This window comes from Pelatocladus sp. BLCC-F211 (assembly GCF_041928655.1).
Taxonomy (GTDB): domain Bacteria; phylum Cyanobacteriota; class Cyanobacteriia; order Cyanobacteriales; family Nostocaceae; genus Pelatocladus.
The window spans coordinates 13,988-36,460 of sequence record NZ_JBHFLM010000084.1 but is presented as its reverse complement, the minus strand read 5'-3'; the positions used below and the strand labels follow the sequence as shown (position 1 = coordinate 36,460).

Below are 22,473 nucleotides of genomic sequence, written 5' to 3'. Positions count from 1 at the left end.
TGGGGAGCCAGTGCGTTGCGGGGGTCCCAAGAGTTGTAGCACCTGGCGTTTGAGGAACGTAGACGCGCCCTGCGCGGCTGATCGCAGAGTAACCCAACATTATCAAGGCTTTGTTGGGTTTCGCTTGCGCTCAACCCAACCTACATTTCTTCTTTACTGAACCGTATTGCCAGATAACCGACTTCGCAGGAGAAGTCGGTTATCTTGTTGTTAGCAAATGATTTAGGAATGCAATAGTTAGCTAATACCTACTAACTTTAACTTAACCACTAACCACTCACTTGTCTGTAATTTGCTTGATTACGTGGGTTACGAGCGCCAACAACCGCTCCAATCATCGCAGAAATTAAACCTAGTAAAGAGCCAAAAACAAACCACCATAAGCCAGAGCGTATATTTGCTGCAACTTCACGAGCTTGTTGGGCGGTGACATTGGCTTGTGGTACATTTACACCACCTTGCTGTTGCAACTGATTAATTGCTTCTCCTGCGTTGGAAGCTGCGACACCAAAAGCGCCTGATACACCACTAGCCAGTAACCAAGAACTAACTGCTAAAGTTGTAGCCCAGAGAATCGCACCGTTGAGGAGGGCTGTATTACGGTTCATAGGGCCACAGGCGCGCGCTGTTACCCAAGCACCGGTGAAAAGGGAAATTAACAAAGCTATGGTTGACCAAATACCAACATTACCAGCAATGTTAGGTGCTATGGTTCTTGGTCTACCGGAAGCTTCAATACTACCGGCTCCAAGCGCAGCAATTATCGCACTTAAAATTAATTGAGTGGCTATAGCAACTAGTAAGCCAGAAATAATGGGTCCCCAGCGAACGCGATCATGGTAATCAACTACCGGAGTAACTCCAACAGGTTCATTAATAACTTCACCAGTACCACGATTTACGTAAGACATAAAACTAATTTCTCCTAACTCAATTTTTATGGTTTATTCTGAATATTCTGCTAGTTATCTTCAAATTAAATTGTTATTTCTAGTTTTTCATATCTATCAACGGAAAGAGTTAATAAATCTACCTAGAGTATTAGGTTTATTTAACAGGTAATATATGTGAGATTCTGTCGGTCTTTATTGAAAAAATCACAAAAATGGAAGCAGAATTTAAAACATCAAATACATTAAATTTAATTAATAAATGTAAAACAATATATACTCTTTTGTCTCTGTAGCTGTTATCAAGTGTGTATACTATTTTCCATAACAAATTACTTGGAAAAGAGAAATGGAGAATATTCTTAAAAATTTAATATGTGGTTTTTAGCCTTCATTTACTCTACAGCGTAGGGCATAGCCCTGTTTATAGTATCTTTCCAAAGAGAATCCACACCCATCTTTCTACTTTTTTTCTAACGCATTTTCACAGCAGTACCTGTAGCTGTGATTAATAGTAATACTCCTGACTGGTCAACATTGATTGTCCCTGTATCAATTTCAATACCAATAACTGCATCTGCACCTAAACGTAATGCCCGTTGTTCTAATTCTGCCAGTGCTTTGCGTTGACCTTCTTCAAATAAGCGCTCGTAGCTACCAGTCCGTCCACCAATAATATCTCGCAAGCCTGCTAAGAAATCTCGTATAAAATTGCTCCCGTAAACGACTTCGGCTGTCACAATACCCAAATATGATTGGATAACAGCTCCTTGAATCACGTCAGTTGTAGTCAAAATCATAAGTCTGCCTCATAAGTAATAAAAAGAATAAAGATGAAAATAAATTTTTTCTTTCCCCTTTCACATGCAACTCTATTTTCAAGTTATCCCCTCACGGGAAAATCTCTCTAAATAACATGAAATTATGATTCTTCCTACACCCTTATACCCATTTTCAACATAATTCCATTGTCTGCTTGATCGATTTGGGGCGTCATGCCTCAATAGTTATACTTTTGAGTGAAAAATTGGAGTCTTGTATTATTTATCACCAAAAAATTAATGATTGCGATGATTGTCTATTGATTGCTTCTAATTTTTAGAATTATCAAATTGTTCGCTAGAAATTAGCTCTTGACTAGAAGAGCAAAAACGAGAAAGCTTATGAAAATTTGGTAAAAAATAAGCATACGGAGTTTGCAAAAGAGAATATTTTTGTTTTAATGGACAAGCAATCAGAGAAAATCTGTTCAATTGGCACAAACTTTCAGGTAGTTTGCTGTGTACAAAGGAACTTCATTGTTATTTAGTGTTCTCTTAATAGGAAGCATTGCTACAACAATGCCTTCCATGACTCAGGCTCAGGTATTAGTGGTACAGCGCCAAAGCACTCAAGAGGTAAAAGAACTGTTAGAACAAGGACGCAGACTAGTAGAGACGAGTGATTATAGTGGTGCGATCGCTGTCTACCAACAAGCAGCAAACCTAGAGCCAAAAAATCCTTCGATCTATTCTGGCATAGGTTATTTGTATGCTTTACAAGGAAATTTTTCCGCAGCATTAACTGCTTATCGTCGGGCTGTTGCTCTTGATCCCAATAATAGTGATTATCAATATGCTTTAGGTTATATCAGTGGTAACTTAGGTGATAATAATGGAGCCAAAAACGCTTATCGTAAAGCAATACAGATCAACCGTGGTAACGTCAATGCCTATATAGGTTTAGGCACTGTTCTAGTGCGATTGAGAGATTATACTAGCGCTCAATGGGCTTATGAAGAAGCAGTGCAACTTGCTCCGAAAAATCCCCAGGTTTATGAGTTACGGGGAACAATGTTAAAAAAACAAGGTAAAGCCAAAGAAGCGATCGCTATTTTTAGAAAAGCGCGTGATTTATACGAACAACAGGGTAAGTATGAAAGCGTTACTAGAATGGAAGCGACCCTACGCGAATTGGGCGTGTAAAATTAATCTAACTGACGTCCAGTTAGTTCTACAAAAATATCTTCTAAGTTTGAGGGACGTACCATGATCCCTGTCTTATCTTCTAGCTTGTCTAAATAGTTGTTTGCTTCACCCAGGGTGGGAAAAAAGAGATATTCCCAACGATCTCCGACTTGTTTTATTACCAAGCCTTCACCATGAGTGGAGCGTAATTCTTGTAAAGTTCCTAACGAAATTAACTTACCATTGTCCATGATGCCGATGCGATCGCACAAATATTCCACTTCTTCCATATAATGGGTCGTTAGCAGCATGGTCATCCCCTGCTTATTTAAATCTTTGATAATTTCCCAAAGACGCCGCCTAGTTTGGGGATCTAGTCCCACGGTTGGTTCATCTAAAAATAGAATCTGAGGCTGATGTAACAAAGCCCTAGCAATTTGTAATCGCCGCTTCATACCTCCAGACAAGGTTTTAACTAGATCATCACGTTTGGCGGTAAGTTCCACATAATCCAGCCATTGCTTAATTAAACGTTGTCGCTGTGGATTTTGAATGTGATGTAATTTACCATGCAGTTCCATGTTTTCCCAGACAGTTAAATCGCTATCTACACTGATTTGCTGTAAAACTACACCTATAGATTGCTTTGCCTGTGAGGGTTGGCGTATCACATCATACCCCCACACCTCAATATTTCCTTCCGTAGGTTTGGTAAGTGTGGTCAACATCCGAATTGTAGTAGATTTACCCGCACCGTTAGGGCCAAGTAAACCAAACATTTCTCCTGTAGCAATCTCAAAAGAAAGATTATTGACTACGGGGACTTTGTTGTAAATTTTGTAGACGTTTTCGAGAGAAACGGCAACAGTCATAGGTGGGATTCGGATCTAAGTGCGATCGCGTAAAGTTTTATTAACACTATCCATAATTGTAGGGTGAGCAATGCCCACCCTACAAAAGCAGGTGTTAAATTGTTGCTTACTGTGCAGTCGCCCTAATGACTTGGCGATTTTTTCTAGCAGAGCAAAAGGCTTTTTGTCATCATCCATAAGAGTGATTTGTATCACTGAAAAACAATGGGAAAAATGTCAATCTAACTCTGGACGTAAAAAACGTATTTGGCGGTGAAAATGCTGCATATACAATCTAGGCAAAAGTTACTACACACCTTAGAGGTTGGTAAATGTCAGGCAAAGATATACGAACTAGAAAACAGACTTGGCTTTGATATTTTCTTGTATAAGGAAGGCAAGATATTCCTCAAATTTTGGCTACCGACAGAAGAACAAGCATTAGATGATGCTACAAGCGAATTGGAATTTTGGGCAGGTAAAGAAACACCGCAATTCAGTGTTGCTAAACTACGATTTCTATATCGACAATTTGCTAGCGAGCATTCCTCATCTAGTGAAGTTAGCGAGTTTCTTGATTGGTTAGAATCAAAAAAATAAGCAGTACTCCAAAATACTGATTGCTTGAGGTAATATCGTCTTGAAATACTTACTTACTACCTTTGTGCCTTGGTAGTGAACAATTTTTGAACCAGTAGAACCCCAAGACACAAAGAATTTTTATTGCTTTTGATGTACAAAGAAAGTTTTTAATTACCACTTAATAAATGGATATGGGTGGACGGTTTGTCCACCCTAATTTTAATCTGGGATAAGTATCTTACTCGTGCCAAAGTGCCAAGGAAGGCGTAGGTATATTTTTTGACCGATAAATATTTTTAAAACTTAGCCAATTACTAGCAATAGGCATTCGCCAACCAGTACCAAAAGCGCGATCTGTAATTTTTAATCCTGGGGGTGCTTGTCGCCGCTTGAATTCCGCCCTAGCTACCATTTTGATGACTTTATCAACGACGGCTACATCGTGTCCAGCGCTGACAATTTGAGCAGGTGATTGGTGATCTTGAATCAGGCGTTGCAAGATATCGTCAAGGATATCGTAGGGGGGTAGAGAATCTTGGTCAACTTGACCCGGCTTAAGTTCGGCGCTGGGTGCTTTGGTAAGGACGTTGTGAGGAATAATTTCGCCGTTGCGGTTTAACCAGCGACACAGTGCATAAACACGGGTTTTGGGAACATCGGCTATAACTGCTAAACCACCATTCATGTCACCGTAAAGAGTGCAGTAACCGACAGCCAGTTCTGATTTGTTACCTGTGGAGAGGAGAAGATGACCAAATTTATTAGAGATAGCCATCAATAAGTTACCCCGAATTCGGGATTGAATATTTTCTTCTGCTAGTCCAAACTCAGTATCAGCAAACAAATCTGCAAAGGTTTTGTCGTATGCTTGCATTAAATCACCGATGGGCAAGGTATGAGTTTTGATACCAAGGTTTGTTGCCAATTTTAAAGCATCAGTGATGGAATGGTCAGAACTGTGGGGAGAAGGCATCAGAACACCGAGGACATTTTCTTTACCAAGTGCGACTGTCGCGATCGCAGCCACAAGAGAAGAATCAATCCCACCACTCAAACCTAGAACGACTTGATTAAAACCACATTTACGGACATAATCTCGCACACCTAAAACTAAAGCTTGCCAAATTTCTTCTTCGTCACACTCACAATTAGGTGTAATCAAACCTAACTTTAAATCCCGTGCTTCTTGATCAAATTCAATAATTGATAAATCAGTTTCAAATCCACGCGATCGACAAATAATTTCACCCTGACGATTTAACGCAAAACTTCTACCATCAAAAATTAAATCATCATTTCCACCCACTTGGTTAGTATAAATTATCGGTTGGCGAAAACGTACTGCACTGTGACTGAGCATGGCTTCGCGAAACCTTTGTTTGCTAAGGGTGTAAGGCGAAGCGGACAAATTCACAATCACATCCACACCCAAAATTGCTAAATCAGCAATCGGGTTGACAGTGTAACTACGTTTGCCCCAAAATTCTTCATCGTTCCACAAATCTTCGCAAACAGTGACACCAATATTGATATTATCGAGAGTGAAATAATTGGCTTGCAAACCTGGTTCAAAATAGCGGTGTTCGTCAAAGACATCATAAGTAGGTAAAAGCCGCTTGTAAAAAATTTGTTTGATCTTACCTGCTTCTAACCAAGCGATGCTATTAAATAAAGTTTTGCCGCCACTTTTTTTGGCTTGTAAATTTTCTTCTACAGTTCCAACTAATACTGCTAATTTCGGTGGTAAATCTCTAGCTAATTGTCGCAAGGTAATACCCATTGCTTCAATAAAACTAGGATTTAATAATAAATCCCGTGGAGGATAGCCACACAAAGACAGTTCTGGTGTCAACAATAAACGCACGCCTTTTGCTACTGCTTGTTGTGCAGCCTCAAGGATTTTTTGAGCATTTTTTGGCAAATCACCAATGGTAGGATTGAGTTGGGCGATCGCAATTTTCATATTGGTCAATGGTCGATGGTCGATGGTCAATGGTCAATGGTCGATGGTCGATGGTCAATGGTCGATGGTCGATGGTCAATGGTCGATGGTCAATGGTCGATGGTCAATGGTCGATGGTCGATGGTCAATGGTCGATGGTCAATTTGAAATTTTCTAGACTCTGGACTCTTGACTATGGACTCCGCGTAGCGGTTTAAATAAAAACCAATGGTTTATCCTTAAAAGGGGCAAAAGCTTCTGCATCAAATCGATATAAACTAGCTGGACGCCCTGCACCTCGTGATACTTTAATACCCGTATCGCATAAAAAACCTAACTTCAGTAAACGCGCCCGAAAATTAGAATAATCGGAAAAATTCTCTCCTAAAACGGTAGTGTACAACTGATATAAATCATTTAAAGTAAATGTTTCTGGCAAAACTTCAAAAGCTACCGGACTGTACTCCAATTTATTTTTTAAACGTTTGTGTCCGTAAGCCAAAATTTCATTATGGTCAAAGGCTAATTGTGGGACTCGTTTGACTGGATACCAAGCGATACCAGCAACTTTGTCAGCAATTAATTCGGCTTCTTCAAATCGCACCAAAGCAAAGTAACTGACACTGAGATAACGTACCCCGTAACTATCGGTTGCTTCTCTTGGGTCACGGCTGGGTCCACCAAAACTATATAATTGCTCTAAATAAAGATTATTGACCTTGATTTTTTCAGCCAGAATGCGATAGGCGGCGTCTTCTAAGGATTCGCCTCGACGTACCAGAGTACCTGGAAGACCCCAATAATTTACATAGGGTTCCTGTTGTCGCATGATTAATAGTACTAGCAGTCGGTTTTGAGCAGTGTCTACTGAAAAAATTACATTGTCAACACCAACTTTGAAATCAGCCAAAGGTTGTTGATTTAGCGTATCTGCAAGCTTTTTCTGGATGCGTCCTGGCATTTGTACAAATGCTGTTGATTAATATAGTCAATTACAGGGGGTGTGAGAGCTTCGGGGTCTCCACTGTTACGATAAGCTGTAGAGGATACATCTGGAGCATGTAACTCAGCGATCGCTATTTTTGCTCCGAGTTCTTCCACAGTCTGTAAACTGGATTGATCTATGATATATCCCGGCCGCGGTACAACCAAAAGTTGAACTTGATGTAACAAATCTTCAACCCGATACCAGCGTGGTAGTTGAGAAACTAAATCTGAACCTATCACTAAAGTAAATTCTGTTTCTGTTCCCCAACGTTGCTTGGCTTTATCCAAAGTTTCTAAAGTTCTGAAACTACTGAGTTCTTGTTCCAGACTAATATTATGCTGGGGTGAATGTATATCATCTATGAGTAGATGTAACATTGCTACCCGATGCTGCAAAAGGGTTTGATGGGATTTAAAAGGATTATCAGCCGCCCAAATGACTACACGATCATAACGCTGTGACAACCATTTAATTATCACTTGATGTCCAGCAGTTGGTGGATCAGCACTAGTTCCAAATAAGGCTATTTTCATTTTTTGGTAATTGGTAATTGGTAATTGGTAATTGGTAATTGGTAATTGGTAATTGATTACTAACCGCTAACCAATGCTGGTTTTTTCTTGGTTTCTTCTGTCAATTTATGTAATTTTTCAGATAATTCCATTTGCATGGATATGGGGTTTTCTAAATATCGAGTTTGTTCGGGTAAACTTGCTACGGAAGCGGCGGTACGCTGGCGAATTGTTGCTAAGTTTTCTGGTGGTTGCATCCGTTTACCTGCTTGCATGAATAGTTGCAATAAAGGTAGCCCTCCCAAATTACTTTCATCTGCTAATCCCAAACAATCTGTTTTCACTTTACCTGCTACGGAAGAACGAAAAATTTGTTTGCGTCCCGGATAAGTCATCTTACCACTTGATTCTTTCATTACCGGAATGCCATTGATCTCTACTAATTTATAGACTCCGTTTACAGGTTTTCCTGTTACGAGTTTGGTTCCCACGCCATAGCTATCAATTTCAGCGCCTGAATTTTTTAAAGATAGAATTTCTTGTTCATCTAAGTCACCACTAGCAACTATTGATACACCTGGTAGAAGCGATCGCACTTTTTTTGATAATGTCACTAAATCACCAGAGTCTAACCTCACCCCAGTCAATTTCATTTTTCCAGAGTTGACTTTAAGAGCTAATCGTTCCGCAGCAGCAATCGTATCGTAAGTATCAATTAACAAGGTTGCACCTGGAAAATATTGTTGAAATGCAGCAAAAGCTTGATCCTCGCTACCTTCAGTTGCTGTCAGCGCCATCACCAAAGCGTGTGCCATCGTACCACTTGGTTTCTCGCCCAGTTGTAGCGCTGCTAACACGTTGGATGTCGCATCAAAACCAGCTGCTAATGCTGCTCTTGCTGCCCACAACGCCCCTTGGGGACTAAACGCCCGTCGAGTACCAAATTCCAGCAGATTTGCTCGTTCACCCGCCACATCGCGCATTCTCGCAGCCCGTGTGGCAATTAATGTTTGGTAGTTGAGGGTGTTAAGTAGATAAGTTTCCACCAGTTGTGCTTGCCATAAAGGTGCTTCTACCCGCAAAAGTGGTTGATTAGCAAACACTGCTGTACCTTCTGGTACTGCCCATACATCCCCGCTAAAACTTCCTGATTCTAGCAGTGACCAAAAGCGTTTTGGTGCATGAGCAAAAATTCCCGTCGAACGCAAAGCTTCTATATGAGTGGAAGTAAAGCGAAATTTTTCTAAATATTCCAGCGCCTGGGCTAGTCCCATGGCAATTAAATAGCCAAAATCCTCTGGTAATTTTCTTACAAATAACTCAAAGCTTGCCCGTTGTTGTTCTACGCCTTCACCAGTGTAACAAGCTGCCATTGTCAGCTGGTAAAGGTCTGTCAGTAGGCTGTAATCTTCTGCACGCGGAATTAATTCTTGGTTTAATGTCCCTGGATAACACGTCATGCGATCGCCCCTTGTTTAGGATGCTTATTTATTTTATGGTAAATTTCACCATAAATAATGTCAATAACTAGACACAGATTATCCAAAAAAGTTAGAAATCAAGGGTTTTAAGAGATAAATAATGTATTTTTGGTCAATAATTTAATTTTTTGTAATAGTTGTAATTAATATATAATCTCAAAATTCTATGAATTTTAAATATGCAAAGCCGCCTCCCACTAGGGAAGACGGCTGATTCGGGGTTTGTTCGTTAATTTCCAATCAGGAAACTAACGAACAAATTTATTTACTTTTGCTGTTGTGAATTTGAGATTAGTCAAGATTTTTCTTGATGTTGTCTTTGACGTCTTCTACAGAGTGACGTACTTCACTTTCTGCTTGCTTGGTTTTACCTTCTGCTTTATCTTCTGGATCTCCAGTCACATTTCCCCATGCTTCTTGAGCTTTACCTTCTACATTTTTAGCTGTAGCTTTTGCTCTATCTTCTAAACTCATAATTCAGTCTCCTTGTGTCATATAAACTTTTTTCAAAGTTACTGCAAAGTGGTGAATAACTTTGATTTGTTTAGTTTTGATGTTTACAAATTAGCGTAGAATTTTGGCTTTAGCCTTCTTTCCACAGGCATATTAGTTACTATATAAAAAGAGGGAGGATAAATATATTAGTTATATTACTTACTAGTTAGAATCAATAAAAAACTAATTTTATTAAAGATTTTTTTGTTTGTAGTGAGGACTATAGCGTTTCCTAAGCAACTGAGGTATACCCCAATCCTTCTTAATAAAGTTAATAGCTTTGAAAACGTACCTCACTAGGTCGAGAACCGCTATAAAGTCCTCACTACAAACTTAATTGAGAGTCTTCACGATTAAGTTCATAAACCAAACTGGATTCCCATAAAAAACCCGGCTTTTTAGTAAACCGGGTTAAGAAATTAAATTATATGTAATTCTTATTTTCACTAATCCAAATAACCCATCAAAAATTCGGAATCATCAATAGAATTTGATGCTACTGGACGATTACCCATTACAGAATAGGTTTCAGAAATTACCAGAGAACTAGAAGCGATCGGGCGAATTCCAGACAAGTTCATTGTATCAACTACATGCATTGTATTTGCGCCAATGGGACGTAAACCCATAATGTTCATTGTTTCTACAACTTGCAAGCTACTTGTGCCAATGGGACGTACTCCAGCTATCGAGACTGTCTCAGCTACTTGCAAATCGCTTGCAGCAATGGGACGTACGCCAGCAATAGCAAGTGTATCAGTTACTTCTAATTTATCGGACGAGTTTGCTTGCTCTGTATTTGAGTTTTCAACTTTGTTATTTTCGACTTCCACTGTAGTTTCCCCCTTTAATTTGGCACGCTTTTGGCTAGGACTTACTCCCTTACCATTGCTGCTGACAGCCATAAACTAATACCTCTAGATTGTTAAGTATTTTTTACAAAAATTCAACCTAAGTGAAGTTTTTTCTATATATCTAAGTTTAACTTTAAAAAATATTGTATATCTATAGGGTTGTTTAAAAACTACACATAAGTAAAAATCAATTAGCTGGGGATTGGGGATCGGGGATTGGGATTGAGCATGGGGTAACAAGTTCTGAATTTTGTAGACGCGTAGTGGCTTGGTGCAGTATTTTGAATTGTTTTGTCCCCACACTCCCTTGTCTCCCCACACTCCCTTGTCCCCTTTCCCCTTTCCCGATCCCCGATCCCCGATCCCCGACTCTAGTCTCTATTCGCTACTATGAAATAGGTATCTAGGGTATTTAGAGCAACACTGCATGACAAAATTTTGTCTTCAAGCACCCTTCAGTCCAACCGGCGATCAGCCACAAGCGATCGCACAGCTAGTTCGTAGTGTTCAAAGTCACAATCGTTATCAGACATTACTAGGCGCAACCGGAACCGGGAAGACATTTACAGTCGCATCAGTAATTGAAAAGGTCGGTAAACCGACTTTAGTACTGGCGCACAACAAAACCCTCGCAGCACAGCTTTGTAATGAGTTGCGAGAATTCTTTCCTAACAATGCTGTTGAATACTTTGTTAGTTACTATGACTATTATCAACCAGAAGCGTACATTCCTGTAACTGATACCTATATTGAAAAAACAGCATCTATCAACGATGAAATAGATATGTTACGACACTCAGCAACGCGATCGCTGTTTGAACGTCGTGATGTGATTGTTGTTGCGTCGATTAGCTGTATCTATGGTTTAGGAATTCCCTCAGAATATCTTAAAGCTGCGATTCCCTTCCAAGTGGGAAGGGAAGTTAATCAAAGGCAAATTTTGCGAGATTTAGCCTCAGTCCAATATAGCCGTAATGATATCGAAATGGGACGGGGACGTTTTCGCGTCCGGGGTGATGTCCTGGAAATCGGCCCAGCTTACGAAGATCGGATTATTCGGATTGAGTTCTTTGGGGATGAAATCGACGCCATTCGTTACGTCGATCCGGTGACGGGTGAGATTCTCCAAAGTCTACAAGCAGTGAATCTCTATCCTGCGCGTCACTTTGTAACCCCAGAAGAAAGATTAGAAGAAGCATGTGATGCGATCGCTCAAGAATTAAAAGAACGTAAAGCAGAATTAGAATCAGTCGGAAAATTACTCGAAGCGCAAAGAATAGATCAGCGTACCCGCTACGACTTGGAAATGTTGCGCGAGGTAGGTTATTGCAACGGTGTAGAAAACTATTCTCGCCACCTAGCAGGAAGACAAGCTGGTGAACCACCAGAATGTTTAATTGATTATTTCCCTAAAGATTGGTTGTTAGTCATTGATGAATCTCACGTTACCGTACCCCAAATTAGAGGTATGTATAACGGTGATCAAGCTAGAAAAAAAGTCTTGATTGAGCATGGTTTCCGCTTACCTAGCGCTGCGGATAACCGACCTTTAAAAGCAGAAGAATTTTGGTCAAAAGTTAATCAGTGTATTTTTGTTTCTGCGACTCCAGGAAATTGGGAATTAGAAATTTCCGACGGACATATAGCCGAGCAAATAATTCGACCAACTGGCGTTCTTGATCCAGAAATTATTGTGCGTCCTACCGAAGGACAAATTGATGATTTATTAGGTGAAATTAAAGATCGAGTAGACCGTCACGAACGAGTGTTAATCACCACATTAACTAAACGCATGGCAGAAGATTTAACCGATTATCTGCAAGAAAATAGTATTCGGGTGAGGTATTTGCACTCGGAAATTAACTCGATTGAAAGAATAGAAATTATCCAAAATTTACGCGATGCTAATTTTGATGTGTTGGTTGGTGTGAACTTGTTACGGGAAGGTTTGGATTTACCAGAAGTTTCTCTGGTTGCGATTTTAGATGCAGACAAAGAAGGTTTTTTACGTGCAGAACGTTCTTTAATTCAAACTATCGGGAGAGCCGCGCGTCACGTCCGAGGACAAGCGATTATGTATGCAGATAATCTCACCGATAGCATGATTAAAGCCATTGATGAAACCGAACGCCGTCGGGGTATTCAAATGGCGTATAACAAAATGCACGGAATTACACCGCAGCCGATTGTGAAAAAATCGAGTAACGCGATTTTGTCTTTTTTAGAAGTATCAAGAAGGTTGAATGCTCAAGAAATAGAAACAGTTGATCAACATCTAGATGAACTACCGTTAGAAAATATTCCACAGTTGATCACACAATTAGAAGCACAAATGAAAGAAGCAGCGAAGAAACTAGAATTTGAGGAGGCGGCGAAGTTACGGGATAAGATTAAGCATTTGCGAGATAAATTGGTGGGACGTTAAATTATAAATCAATACGGTTCAGATAAAACCACAATCCCTTGTAGAGACTTACCATGGCGCGTCTCTACAGGTCAAATTTTTGCGCTAGGCGACTAGAAGTCGCGGCTAGTCACAGCAAAGCTTTGATAGTTATCGGAGATGTCTAATTAGAATTTTTTTACTTGAAACGAGAAACTTCCTACTTGAAACGAGGAACTTCTTACTTCAAACGAAAGTCTTCCTATCTAAACGCTTCAACATCCGATTTGCAGGCTGATTTGTTGGTGCGATCGCTCAAATCGTTTAACTTGAATATAGCAATATGCCTATCTATAGAGAAAAATACCTATCTTTAGATAGATGTTTTCAATATGAATTTACTTTTACCGTAAAAAATGTAAATCCATCTACACACTCACTGGAGATGAGTTTTCAGTTCAGTTCGCCAAAGTTGCATAATTTGCATAGTTTGCAGCCAATGACGTGAAGTCTATTGCAGATATCAGGGGAACTTATCTACGTTGGATATCTCAAAATGAAGTCTCAGTGACAAGGCTTCTGACTACTGAACTCTAAATATCTATGAAAATCGCACAAATCGCTCCATTATGGGAACAAGTTCCACCTATTACCTACGGTGGGACCGAATTAGTCGTGAGTCGTTTGACTGATGAATTAGTACTTCGAGGTCACGATGTTACGTTATTCGCTTCTGGTGATTCCCAAACTTTAGCTCGCTTAGAAGCGGGTAGTACTCGTGCATTACGCTTGGATAAAAGCATTAAAGAACCCGTAATGTACGAACTCATGCATGTTAGTGAAGTTTATCGACGTGCTGGGGAGTTTGATATTATCCACTCCCATCTTGGAACTTGGTCACTACCTCTAGCTAATATAGTCTCAACACCAACGGTGCATACCTTGCATGGGATCTTTACTCAGGACAATAGTAAAGTATTTAGGCAGCACTATACGCAACCATATGTCAGTATTAGTGACGCACAACGTCTGTTAAATATTAACTATGTTGCCACAGTTTACAACGGAATCAGCGTCGAAAAGTTTCCGTTTTTTGCTCAACCCCAAGATCCTCCCTATCTAGCATTTTTAGGACGTTTCTCACCAGAAAAAGGACCACAACACGCCATTGCGATCGCCAAACAAACAGGTTGGCGCTTAAAGATGGCTGGTAAAGTAGATGTTGTTGATCAAGAGTTCTTTGAACAAGAAATCGCTCCCCAAATTGATGGTAAGCAAATCGAATTTTTGGGTGAAGTCAATCACGCTCAAAAAGCCGAACTATTAGGAAATGCAGCGATAACTCTCTTCCCGATCACTTGGTGCGAACCTTTTGGTTTGGTAATGGCTGAATCTATGGCTACTGGAACACCAGTCATAGCAATGAATATGGGTTCTGTATCTGAGGTTATTGCTAATGGCGAGAGTGGTTATGTTTGCCAAAGCTACGAAGAAATGGCTAAGATGATCCCCCAAGCTTTGGAATTAGATCGTCGTAAATGCCGAGAACACGTAGAGAAGAAATTCAGCGTCGCTCAAATGGTCGATGGTTATGAAGCAGTTTACGAAAAAATCATTGGAGAACGCAACTTTAGAAATTGGTTTAATAGTATGTTGAGAAACTCGTTGGAGTCGATTACATCTTTGACTCGCTAGTTTTTGAAAGGACAAGGGATTGGGGATCGGGGATCGGGGATCGGGGATCGGGAGACAAGGGGGACAACTTCTCAGTTATCAGTTATCAGTTATCAGTTATCAGTTATCAAAATTAGACTGTTAACTGATTCATGACCAATCCCCAATCCCCAATCCCCAATTCCCAATCCCCAATCCCTTTTGGTCAACTCTAAGGCGATAATGCTTTTATATAGCAGCGCTGAGAGGGGAACGGCCAACTATGACATCACCAGAATCAGTGATCTGGCTACAGGAACGCACAGCTTTAGGAGGTTTATCGCCTGAACCATTGAGTGCGATCGCGCAAGTCCTCGAAGAAAAGGTTTTTCCGGCTAATTACAATATAGCTACTGAGGCTAATTCTCCAGAGGCGCTTTATATTCTTTTGTCAGGTAAGCTCGAAAGTAAGAGCAGTAATAAAAATAACCCTAGTTTAGCTGTTGGTTTTCTGCCTGGATCTATTATTCATTTACAAGAAATACTTTTAGATGAATTAGCGCAGCGCACAATCACAACTATTACAGAATGTCATTTTTGGGTCGTCTCTGCGACAGTATTTCAAGAAATCATTGGTAAATATCCTGAAATTGCTCAGGTTCTTTCGCGGATGCTGGCTCAAGAATTGGCACAGTTAGCATCTGCTTTTAGCTATGAACAAGAACGTTCTTTGGCGTTACGCCCATATTTAGTTACCAAAGCGCGACGTGGGATTGTGGGGACGAGTCGCTATGCGGTGCGGTTGCGGGAACAAATTCGGGAAGCTGCGAGCGATCGCAAATCTGTATTAATTTTTGGCGAACCAGGGTTAGAAAAAGATAACGTTGCAACCCTGATTCATTTTGGTTCTAAATATCGCCGGGAACCAATCATTAAAATTAACTGCGGTATTCTGCAAACCAGTGGTGCAGAATTATTTGGGCGTGCTGGTGGTAAAAGCGGACTTTTAGAATGGCTGGGGGAAGGTACTCTCATCCTCAACAATATCCAAGAAACTCCACCAGAGTTACTCCCAAGAATCAAACAATTATTACAAAACAATACGTATATTCCCGTAACTCGTCCGGGAGAACCAGACGCCGAAACCCGTACCAATCGCGCCCGGATTATGATCGTTGCAGAAAAAAATCAGGCGCAAATCGAACGTTGCGTTGGTCGGATTATTAAAGTCCCACCGCTACGGGTACGGAAAACTGATATTAATGCTCAAGTCGAATACTATATTAGTCTCTACACTCGTGCTAGAGGTATCCGTAAACCCCATGTGACGCCAGAAGCTTTACGCCGTTTGCAGTCCTATGATTTTCCTGGGAATTTAAAAGAGTTACAAAACTTGGTAGAACGGGCGATTGTCCAAGCAGGAGAAGCGAAAGAGTTAACAGAAGAAATTTTCTGGGCGGCGGAAACCAAGAAAAAGCGATTTCGGCTGAATCTTTTGAATGCTTATCCTGGTTTGCGGAAGTTTCTTCGTAGTCCGTGGTGGCCGGCTCGGATTAATTATGGCTTTACCGTTGCTGCTTTTGCCTTAATGATCGCAGTATTATTTGTTGGGCCGCAAACACGCGATCGCAATTTTGCTTTAAATCTATTCTGGGCTTGGTGGTGGCCTGTTTTTCTCTTCTTATTCCCGTTTCTGGGGCGGATTTGGTGTTCGGTTTGTCCGTTCATGATCTACGGTGAAATTACGCAGAAAATATCAATATCTTTGTTTGGAAAACAACTCCAACGCTGGCCACGGGAAGAAGCCGAAAAATGGGGTGGCTGGTTTTTATTTGGTTTATTTACCCTGATTTTTCTGTGGGAAGAACTTTGGGACTTACAAAATACTGCTTATCTTTCCGCCTGTTTACTACTATTGATCACTGCTGGGGCGATGATTTGCTCTGCGATTTTTGAGAGACGGTTTTGGTGTCGCTATCTCTGTCCGATTGGTGGAATGAATGGTTTATTTGCCAAACTCTCAATGACAGAACTCCGCGCCCAACAGGGAATTTGTTCCGCGACTTGCACCACCTATCAATGCTACAAAGGCGGGCCACAAAAAGGCGAAGGCATGGAAACTAATGGTTGCCCTTTATACTCCCATCCTGCCCAACTAGAAGATAACAGAGATTGCGTGTTATGCATGACTTGCTTAAAAGCTTGTCCCCACCGTTCAGTTGAGTTTAACTTGCGTCCCCCTGGTATTGAACTGTGGACAACGCATGTATCTCATAATTATGAAGTCGCCTTGTTGTTATTACTTTTGGGTGGAGTATATTTGCATCGCTTACCGGAGTTGCAATCTTGGCTGGGATTGCAAACAGATTTAAATCAGTTTTTCCCCCACTTAGGCTTATCCCTAGTAGTTTTGCTCATTCCAGCAGCCTTTATTTTCCTCGCATACGCTCTGCTCAAAACTTATTGCTGGTTGAATAACTACATCTTCTCTATTTCTTCTGCGTCCTCTGCGGTTAAAATTCCCAATAGAATCAAGTTACGCTCATTTACAGAACTAGCCTATGGTTATTTACCGTTGGTATTGGGAGGTAACTTAGCGCATTATCTACGCTTGGGTTTGGGTGAAGGAGGGCGAATTTTACCAGTATTTTTTGCGACGTTTGGTTTAGATGGTGGACAATTACCAATTGTGGTTGCACACCCTGCTGTCATAGCGTTTTTACAGGGAACAACTCTAATGGTTTCGGTACTTTTATCAATGTTATTAACACAAAAAATTGCTCGGCAACCTTTGCGTGTCATGTTATCGCAACATTTAGCTGCGATCGCTTTGGGAATTAGTATGTGGCAAATTATTGTGTCCGGTTAATCGTAAAAAACTATTCCCGTTCCCTATTCCCTCTCTGCACCAATAAAAATAATTTTGTTTAATTACTGAATCAGTATGAATAATTTTTTACAACCCCCACGCTTACGTATAAGTGAAGACAGTGAAAGTGAAGAAGAAAGACGCGCTACTTGGTTGGAACTATTTTATGATTTGGTGTTTGTGGTTGCGGTTGCACAACTTGCTCACAATCTGAAGGAAGATGTTTCGATAGCGGGATATTTAGGGTTTGTATTTTTATTTATACCTGTGTGGTGGTCATGGATTGGTACTACCATGTATGCAAACCGCTTTGATAGTGATGATATCGGACGGCGGTTTTTGGTGGCTTTGCAAATGCTGGCGGCGGCGGCTTTGGCTGTGAATATTCATCATGGTTTGGCTGAAAATGCACCTGGTTTTGCTCTTTCTTATGCTCTGGCTCGCGCGGTGCTGATCGTAGAATATGTTCGTGCTGGTATACATATTCCCGCCGCGCGTCCGTTGACTACGCGCTATGCTACAGGTTTTGCGATCGCTGCCGTGTTTTGGTTAATATCAGCATTCATACCTGCACCTGGGCGGTTTGTGTTGTGGGGAGTCGGAATTATGATTGACTTGATTACACCCTTTACAGCTACAAAGTTCCAGCTAAAATTACTTCCTCATGCTTCCCATTTACCAGAACGTTTCGGACTATTTACGATTATTGTCTTGGGTGAGGCAATTATCGCAGTTGTTGAGGGTGTTTCGGAACAAAAATGGGATGTTCTGAGTGTGATTGCTGCAATATTTGGTCTAGTGATCGCTTTTAGTTTGTGGTGGGTTTATTTTGATAACCTTGGCGGTACACCAATTCAAACGGCACGCGCCCAAGGGAAAATCGGAACTGTTGCGACTTGGCTGTATACTCATCTACCCCTAGTAATTGGGATTGCTGGGGCTGGGGTTGGTGTGGAAAAAGTATTAATTAGTAAACAAGCGATCGCACTAAGCGATCCGCAGCGATGGTTACTTTGTGGTTCAGTGGCTTTGTGCTACTTAGCTTTGGGTATTCTGCATCGTGTTGGCGTGATTCGTTATTGCAAAATTCGTTTTCAGTTTCGAGGTGTAGCGGCGATTATTGTTATTGCGATCGCTTTTTTTGGTAAGGGTTTGTTACCTGTTGCAGTGATTGGACTTGTGGCTGTAGTCTGCGTCCTGCAAGTCGCCCAGGATTTATATCAGAGTCGTCCTAATACGCGCTTGGTTGATCCGGAGATTTAGGATTGGGGATCAGGGTTTAATACTGAGAAGTATATATAACAATAAACTCAAGTCTTACTTAAACTAGATTTAAGTAAAAAATTCGTTATTCATCGGGCTAAAGCCTGATTAAAAGCTAAAAATAATTATGGGGTAATGGTATTTTAAGTATGCAAAAAACTTTTGGCGAGTGAAAAATTTTACATGTACTTTGTTGATCTGACCCAAAATTGGGGAATGCTTAAAAATAGCAAAGAACCCATAAACAGTAGACCTCTTGCAAAAGCTATTTTTTGCAATCTTGTAGAGAAAAGCTTAAAGGACAAAGGGTAAAGGAAAATTGCATTCCTTTTACCCTCTTTCTTCTACCTTTTCTCGACTAATGCCACAAAGTCTACTGGGTATATAAATTACATTATCTAGAATTATCAAGGTGACAGTGGTAATGGTAGAGTCGGAAAATAAATTGTTGTCTGTACAGGATGGTTGGACATCTCCAGAAACCAGAGAACAACAACGCCTTAAGGCCTTGTCAGAATTAGGGTTGCGACAAACAGAAACGATTCCAGTTTTTGAAGAAGCTACTCAAACTGCTGCTCACTTTTTAGAAGCACCAATTTCCATTTTGGGATTTGTGGATCAAGAGCGCCATTGGTTCAAATCAGCAGTGGGCTTATCTAGGTTGGGATTAATGAATCAGTTAGCACAAAATCGCCAATTGTTACGTGAGGAATCTTTTTGTACTCAGGTAGTAGAAAATTACCAAACAATAGTAATAAATGATGCCAGAAAACTTGCAGATACAGGCAGTGCTGTTGCTAACAAATTGGTTAAAGATTACGGTATTCGGGCTTATTTGGGAGTGCCATTGATTGATGCTAGTGGAAATTGCTTAGGCGCATTAGCGGTGATGGATTTAGTACCGCGCAACTTTACCAATCGAGACATTGAGTTTTTACAGATCATCGCTCGTTGGAGTATGAGCGAATTTGAACGTAACCGACTTTTGCAACAAGCAACTTCAGAAACAAAAACTGCCAATCATGTTTCTAACTGGTTGCTCCCAGAACATAATCTTAGTGAAAGTGAAATCAGAATTAGTCCAATCACTTTACCAACAAGTTCAGTTCCTACTAGTCAACTGAAGTTAGAACTGTTGGAACAGTTAACACAAGAGTTACGTACACCCTTAACATCTGTACTCGGTATGGCTAGTGTTTTGGGACGTGAAATTTATGGGCCTTTGACTACTAAGCAGAGAGAATATTTAGACATTATCCAACACAGTGGTAGATACCTACTTTGCCTAGTCAATGAAATTTCTGAACTTGGAGCAATGGATGAAACTGAGACAGCCTTGAATTTATCTTCTGTAGATATTGAAATGCTGTGTCAACAAGCGATTCATACTCTTGAGGAGGCTGCAAGTCGTCGTGAGCAAGACATTCGTCTATCTCTTGAACCTGGACGTAATCGCATTTGGTTTTTGGATAAAGACAAGGTGCGGCAGATGTTATATCATCTGGTTTTCAGTGTGATTCAACTTTCTGCTACAGGTAGTGTTGTACGGATTCATGTTTCATCTAAAGAAAATACACTCAACATTACAGTGTGGGTTTCCCATCCTTGGTTAGGAGATGGAATTACTGAAGTTGATCCTTATTTTCGTCTGAGTGCAGTGCCACTGCTAGAACTAACAGACGAGACAGGCATTTATAATTCTTCTTTGGAAGAGCAAGAAGACCCAATTAGTTTGTCATTAATTTCAGACAAATCACAAACTGTGAAAGTTTCTACATCCAGTATCCTCGATACAACTAAGCGTTCTGGTTCTCTATCACGGGAAAGCTTGGGTTTGTTGCTCAGTTGTCATTTAGCAGAATTGCACGGCGGATATATTTCGATTCAAGGATCACCAGAGTCAGGATATCGTTATATCCTGAATTTGCCGCTAAATCAAGAAAAAGCAGAAGTTCCAAGCGATGTTTCCTCAACAGCTGCTTCTTAGGGACTACCTTTAATACCAATTTTGGATTTGAGATTTTGGATTAAAAGCCTAGATTAATAGCCTATTCCAGAGCTTTGAAACAAGACTACCTATCCCAATTTGGTATGAGCATTGGCTATCTTCAATTAGCATGGACTATGAATTGGAAGTTTTTCAATTTTTGAAAAAGACCAAACTATCATTGATCCAAGTTATACGCTCTGTGCTAGTTGCTCACAGCCTCTTATGAATCTAATCTGGCAAAAATTCACTTTATCTTATTTACCACTGAAGGAATACCTTGACACCAGCTACCTGCATGGTTCTCTGGTAGGAGTGCTGCGTTCTTGGCGACAAAGCAGTATTTTAATGCAGTGGGGAGATGTAATCGCGGCTACTTTAGTCAGTTTGGTGTTGATATTAGCGCCTTTTACAGTGGTTAACACAACCCTGCTTGGGCTTTTGATGCTTGCTTGTACAGCATTTTGGCTAATGTTGACTTTATCGGATGAGGTAAGCTCCTCAAATAATTTGTTTGCAACGCCGATTCACTTGCTGGTGTTGCTATATTGGGGAGTCTGCGTAGTTGCTACCGCTCTGTCTCCAGAGAAAAAAGCTGCTTTAGAAGGATTGATAAATTTTACACTTTACTTAGTGCTATTTGCCTTGTGCGCCAGGATTCTTAAATCTCCTCGCATTCGCTCTTTTTTGCTGGTTTTGTACTTACATGTATCTTTATTTGTAAGTATTTATGGTGTACGACAGAAGTTTTTTGGTGCTGCACAGTTAGCAACTTGGGTTGACCCTGAATCCCCTTTGTCTAAAAATACAAGGGTCTATAGTTATTTGGGTAATCCAAATTTGCTGGCTGGATATTTGTTACCAGCTGTGATTTTGAGTTTAGTAGCAATATTTGCTTGGCGGGGATGGCTGCGTAAAGGTTTGGCACTCACTATGTTTGTTGTGAATTTAGCCTGCTTTCGTTTTGGTGACAGCCGTGGTGGTTTTATTGGTTTAGCGATCGCACTACTTGCTATTGTGTTGCTATTACGCTATTGGTACGCTGATTATCTACCCCGGTTTTGGCGTATTTGGTTAGTACCCATCATGTTGGGATGTTTTGTAGCTTTTTTTGCAGTCGCGTTTGGGGTTTCCGAAACTTTTCGCCTACGCATCATCAGTATTTTTGCTGGTCGTGCAGATAGTAGTAATAACTTCCGTCTAAATGTCTGGACTGCGGTGTTCAGAATGATTCAGGATTTTCCGATTTTTGGTATCGGGCCTGGACACGATGTTTTTAATCAGATTTATCCGCTTTACCAACTACCCCGATATAACGCTTTGAGTGCTTATTCGATCCTTTTGGAAGTGACTGTGGAAACTGGAATTATTGGTTTGGTTAGTTTCTTGTGGTTGCTAGTTGTCATATTTAATACAGGTTTGTCACAACTGCAAAGATTTCGGCAATTAAATAGCGTAGATGGTTTGTGGTTGATTGGAGCGATCGCGACTTTAGTCGGTATGTTAGGTCATGGTTTGGTCGATACTGTGTGGTATCGTCCAGTGGTCAATAGTATCTGGTGGCTAGTAGTTGCTTTAGTAGCTAGCTACTGGACTCCTGTCGTGTCAGATGAAAACCGACAAGGAAATTCACTTCATCCAGAATTAGGAACAAATTAAATTGTAAAGAAAGCCTTGAGGGATTGTACTCAAGGCTTTTTAGTTTTTGTCATCTTTACTAAAAGTCTAGTTTGTCAAGCTATTTTTGCTTTCGTTGCAGTTGCACAGTGTATATAGA

Annotated in this window: 19 protein-coding genes; 9 read left to right on the top strand and 10 right to left on the bottom strand. The window is 40.6% G+C overall.

From position 1 onward, the window contains the following. Positions 1-269: 269 nt before the first annotated feature. Together ACE1AT_RS10430 and ACE1AT_RS10425 are read right to left on the bottom strand one after the other, a co-directional pair. Positions 270-911, bottom strand: coding sequence for a hypothetical protein (locus tag ACE1AT_RS10430; protein ID WP_374867944.1), 642 nt, complete (start codon positions 909-911; stop codon positions 270-272). A 452-nt stretch (positions 912-1,363) separates the two neighbouring features. Continuing rightward, positions 1,364-1,690 carry a YbjQ family protein gene (locus ACE1AT_RS10425; RefSeq protein WP_374867942.1) on the bottom strand — a complete coding sequence of 109 codons (327 nt, stop codon included), beginning with the start codon at positions 1,688-1,690 and terminating at the stop codon, positions 1,364-1,366. A gap of 540 nt (positions 1,691-2,230) precedes the next feature. Between ACE1AT_RS10425 and ACE1AT_RS10420 the strand changes: the two genes are divergently transcribed. Beyond that, entirely contained in the window at positions 2,231-2,854 is a 624-nt protein-coding gene (locus tag ACE1AT_RS10420) for a tetratricopeptide repeat protein (RefSeq protein WP_374867948.1), read from the top strand. A 2-nt stretch (positions 2,855-2,856) separates the two neighbouring features. On the opposite strand, the gene ACE1AT_RS10415 is transcribed toward ACE1AT_RS10420, so the two are convergent. Together ACE1AT_RS10415 and ACE1AT_RS10410 are read right to left on the bottom strand one after the other, a co-directional pair. Next, entirely contained in the window at positions 2,857-3,708 is an 852-nt protein-coding gene (locus ACE1AT_RS10415; protein WP_374867940.1) for an ABC transporter ATP-binding protein, read from the bottom strand. Between the two features lie 15 nt (positions 3,709-3,723). Beyond that, positions 3,724-3,885, bottom strand: coding sequence for a hypothetical protein (locus ACE1AT_RS10410; protein WP_374867939.1), 162 nt, complete (start codon positions 3,883-3,885; stop codon positions 3,724-3,726). 81 nt (positions 3,886-3,966) lie between these two features. On the opposite strand from ACE1AT_RS10410, the gene ACE1AT_RS10405 reads away from it, so the two are divergent. Then, a complete protein-coding gene (locus ACE1AT_RS10405) occupies positions 3,967-4,287 on the top strand; it encodes a hypothetical protein (protein WP_374867937.1) in 321 nt (106 codons plus the stop codon). Between the two features lie 220 nt (positions 4,288-4,507). Here ACE1AT_RS10405 and ACE1AT_RS10400 read toward each other — a convergent pair whose 3' ends face one another. Beyond that, the gene (locus ACE1AT_RS10400; protein WP_374867935.1) at positions 4,508-6,232 is read right to left on the bottom strand and encodes an NAD+ synthase; all 1,725 of its coding nucleotides are present in this window, start codon (positions 6,230-6,232) and stop codon (positions 4,508-4,510) included. On the opposite strand from ACE1AT_RS10400, the gene ACE1AT_RS10395 reads away from it, so the two are divergent. Further along, a complete protein-coding gene (locus tag ACE1AT_RS10395) occupies positions 6,198-6,389 on the top strand; it encodes a hypothetical protein (protein WP_374867933.1) in 192 nt (63 codons plus the stop codon). The genes ACE1AT_RS10400 and ACE1AT_RS10395 overlap by 35 nt on opposite strands. Before the next feature lie 36 nt (positions 6,390-6,425). Here the strand turns inward: ACE1AT_RS10395 and ACE1AT_RS10390 are convergent, their stop codons facing one another. From ACE1AT_RS10390 to ACE1AT_RS10370, 5 genes are all read right to left on the bottom strand, one after another. Then, positions 6,426-7,172 carry an NUDIX domain-containing protein gene (locus ACE1AT_RS10390; RefSeq protein ID WP_374867931.1) on the bottom strand — a complete coding sequence of 249 codons (747 nt, stop codon included), beginning with the start codon at positions 7,170-7,172 and terminating at the stop codon, positions 6,426-6,428. After that, positions 7,133-7,732 carry a nicotinate-nucleotide adenylyltransferase gene (locus ACE1AT_RS10385; RefSeq protein ID WP_374867929.1) on the bottom strand — a complete coding sequence of 200 codons (600 nt, stop codon included), beginning with the start codon at positions 7,730-7,732 and terminating at the stop codon, positions 7,133-7,135. Before ACE1AT_RS10385 ends, ACE1AT_RS10390 begins: the two co-directional genes overlap by 40 nt. A 59-nt stretch (positions 7,733-7,791) precedes the next feature. Then, positions 7,792-9,171 carry a nicotinate phosphoribosyltransferase gene (locus tag ACE1AT_RS10380; protein ID WP_374867927.1) on the bottom strand — a complete coding sequence of 460 codons (1,380 nt, stop codon included), beginning with the start codon at positions 9,169-9,171 and terminating at the stop codon, positions 7,792-7,794. A gap of 312 nt (positions 9,172-9,483) precedes the next feature. Next, a complete protein-coding gene (locus ACE1AT_RS10375) occupies positions 9,484-9,666 on the bottom strand; it encodes a CsbD family protein (RefSeq protein ID WP_374867925.1) in 183 nt (60 codons plus the stop codon). 467 nt (positions 9,667-10,133) lie between these two features. After that, on the bottom strand, positions 10,134-10,592 hold the full coding sequence (locus tag ACE1AT_RS10370) for a hypothetical protein (protein WP_374867923.1): 459 nt from the start codon (positions 10,590-10,592) through the stop codon (positions 10,134-10,136). Positions 10,593-10,968: 376 nt separating this feature from the next. On the opposite strand from ACE1AT_RS10370, the gene uvrB reads away from it, so the two are divergent. From uvrB to ACE1AT_RS10340, 6 genes are all read left to right on the top strand, one after another. After that, the gene (gene uvrB, locus ACE1AT_RS10365) at positions 10,969-12,966 is read left to right on the top strand and encodes an excinuclease ABC subunit UvrB (protein WP_374867921.1); all 1,998 of its coding nucleotides are present in this window, start codon (positions 10,969-10,971) and stop codon (positions 12,964-12,966) included. 561 nt (positions 12,967-13,527) lie between these two features. Further along, a complete protein-coding gene (locus ACE1AT_RS10360) occupies positions 13,528-14,619 on the top strand; it encodes a glycosyltransferase family 4 protein (protein WP_374867919.1) in 1,092 nt (363 codons plus the stop codon). Between the two features lie 241 nt (positions 14,620-14,860). Beyond that, positions 14,861-17,446, top strand: coding sequence for a sigma 54-interacting transcriptional regulator (locus ACE1AT_RS10355; protein ID WP_374867917.1), 2,586 nt, complete (start codon positions 14,861-14,863; stop codon positions 17,444-17,446). 75 nt (positions 17,447-17,521) lie between these two features. Further along, positions 17,522-18,709 carry a low temperature requirement protein A gene (locus ACE1AT_RS10350; protein WP_374867915.1) on the top strand — a complete coding sequence of 396 codons (1,188 nt, stop codon included), beginning with the start codon at positions 17,522-17,524 and terminating at the stop codon, positions 18,707-18,709. Positions 18,710-19,133: 424 nt separating this feature from the next. After that, complete coding sequence (locus ACE1AT_RS10345; RefSeq protein WP_374867913.1) at positions 19,134-20,696, top strand: GAF domain-containing protein; 1,563 nt, start codon at positions 19,134-19,136, stop codon at positions 20,694-20,696. A gap of 225 nt (positions 20,697-20,921) precedes the next feature. Then, positions 20,922-22,355: an IctB family putative bicarbonate transporter gene (locus ACE1AT_RS10340; protein ID WP_374867911.1), complete on the top strand. Its 1,434-nt coding sequence runs from the start codon at positions 20,922-20,924 to the stop codon at positions 22,353-22,355. The last annotated feature ends 118 nt before the right edge of the window (positions 22,356-22,473 follow it).

Excerpts from the sequence above, each read along its gene's own strand:
- ACE1AT_RS10430 (WP_374867944.1), bottom strand. The coding sequence starts at position 911 with ATGTCTTACGTAAATCGTGGTACTGGTGAAGTTATTAATGAACCTGTT.
- ACE1AT_RS10425 (WP_374867942.1), bottom strand. The coding sequence starts at position 1,690 with ATGATTTTGACTACAACTGACGTGATTCAAGGAGCTGTTATCCAATCA.
- ACE1AT_RS10420 (WP_374867948.1), top strand. The coding sequence starts at position 2,231 with ATGCCTTCCATGACTCAGGCTCAGGTATTAGTGGTACAGCGCCAAAGC.
- ACE1AT_RS10415 (WP_374867940.1), bottom strand. The coding sequence starts at position 3,708 with ATGACTGTTGCCGTTTCTCTCGAAAACGTCTACAAAATTTACAACAAA.
- ACE1AT_RS10410 (WP_374867939.1), bottom strand. The coding sequence starts at position 3,885 with ATGGATGATGACAAAAAGCCTTTTGCTCTGCTAGAAAAAATCGCCAAG.
- ACE1AT_RS10405 (WP_374867937.1), top strand. The coding sequence starts at position 3,967 with ATGCTGCATATACAATCTAGGCAAAAGTTACTACACACCTTAGAGGTT.
- ACE1AT_RS10395 (WP_374867933.1), top strand. The coding sequence starts at position 6,198 with ATGGTAGGATTGAGTTGGGCGATCGCAATTTTCATATTGGTCAATGGT.
- ACE1AT_RS10400 (WP_374867935.1), bottom strand. The coding sequence starts at position 6,232 with ATGAAAATTGCGATCGCCCAACTCAATCCTACCATTGGTGATTTGCCA.
- ACE1AT_RS10390 (WP_374867931.1), bottom strand. The coding sequence starts at position 7,172 with ATGCCAGGACGCATCCAGAAAAAGCTTGCAGATACGCTAAATCAACAA.
- ACE1AT_RS10385 (WP_374867929.1), bottom strand. The coding sequence starts at position 7,732 with ATGAAAATAGCCTTATTTGGAACTAGTGCTGATCCACCAACTGCTGGA.
- ACE1AT_RS10380 (WP_374867927.1), bottom strand. The coding sequence starts at position 9,171 with ATGACGTGTTATCCAGGGACATTAAACCAAGAATTAATTCCGCGTGCA.
- ACE1AT_RS10375 (WP_374867925.1), bottom strand. The coding sequence starts at position 9,666 with ATGAGTTTAGAAGATAGAGCAAAAGCTACAGCTAAAAATGTAGAAGGT.
- ACE1AT_RS10370 (WP_374867923.1), bottom strand. The coding sequence starts at position 10,592 with ATGGCTGTCAGCAGCAATGGTAAGGGAGTAAGTCCTAGCCAAAAGCGT.
- uvrB (WP_374867921.1), top strand. The coding sequence starts at position 10,969 with ATGACAAAATTTTGTCTTCAAGCACCCTTCAGTCCAACCGGCGATCAG.
- ACE1AT_RS10360 (WP_374867919.1), top strand. The coding sequence starts at position 13,528 with ATGAAAATCGCACAAATCGCTCCATTATGGGAACAAGTTCCACCTATT.
- ACE1AT_RS10355 (WP_374867917.1), top strand. The coding sequence starts at position 14,861 with ATGACATCACCAGAATCAGTGATCTGGCTACAGGAACGCACAGCTTTA.
- ACE1AT_RS10350 (WP_374867915.1), top strand. The coding sequence starts at position 17,522 with ATGAATAATTTTTTACAACCCCCACGCTTACGTATAAGTGAAGACAGT.
- ACE1AT_RS10345 (WP_374867913.1), top strand. The coding sequence starts at position 19,134 with ATGGTAGAGTCGGAAAATAAATTGTTGTCTGTACAGGATGGTTGGACA.
- ACE1AT_RS10340 (WP_374867911.1), top strand. The coding sequence starts at position 20,922 with ATGAATCTAATCTGGCAAAAATTCACTTTATCTTATTTACCACTGAAG.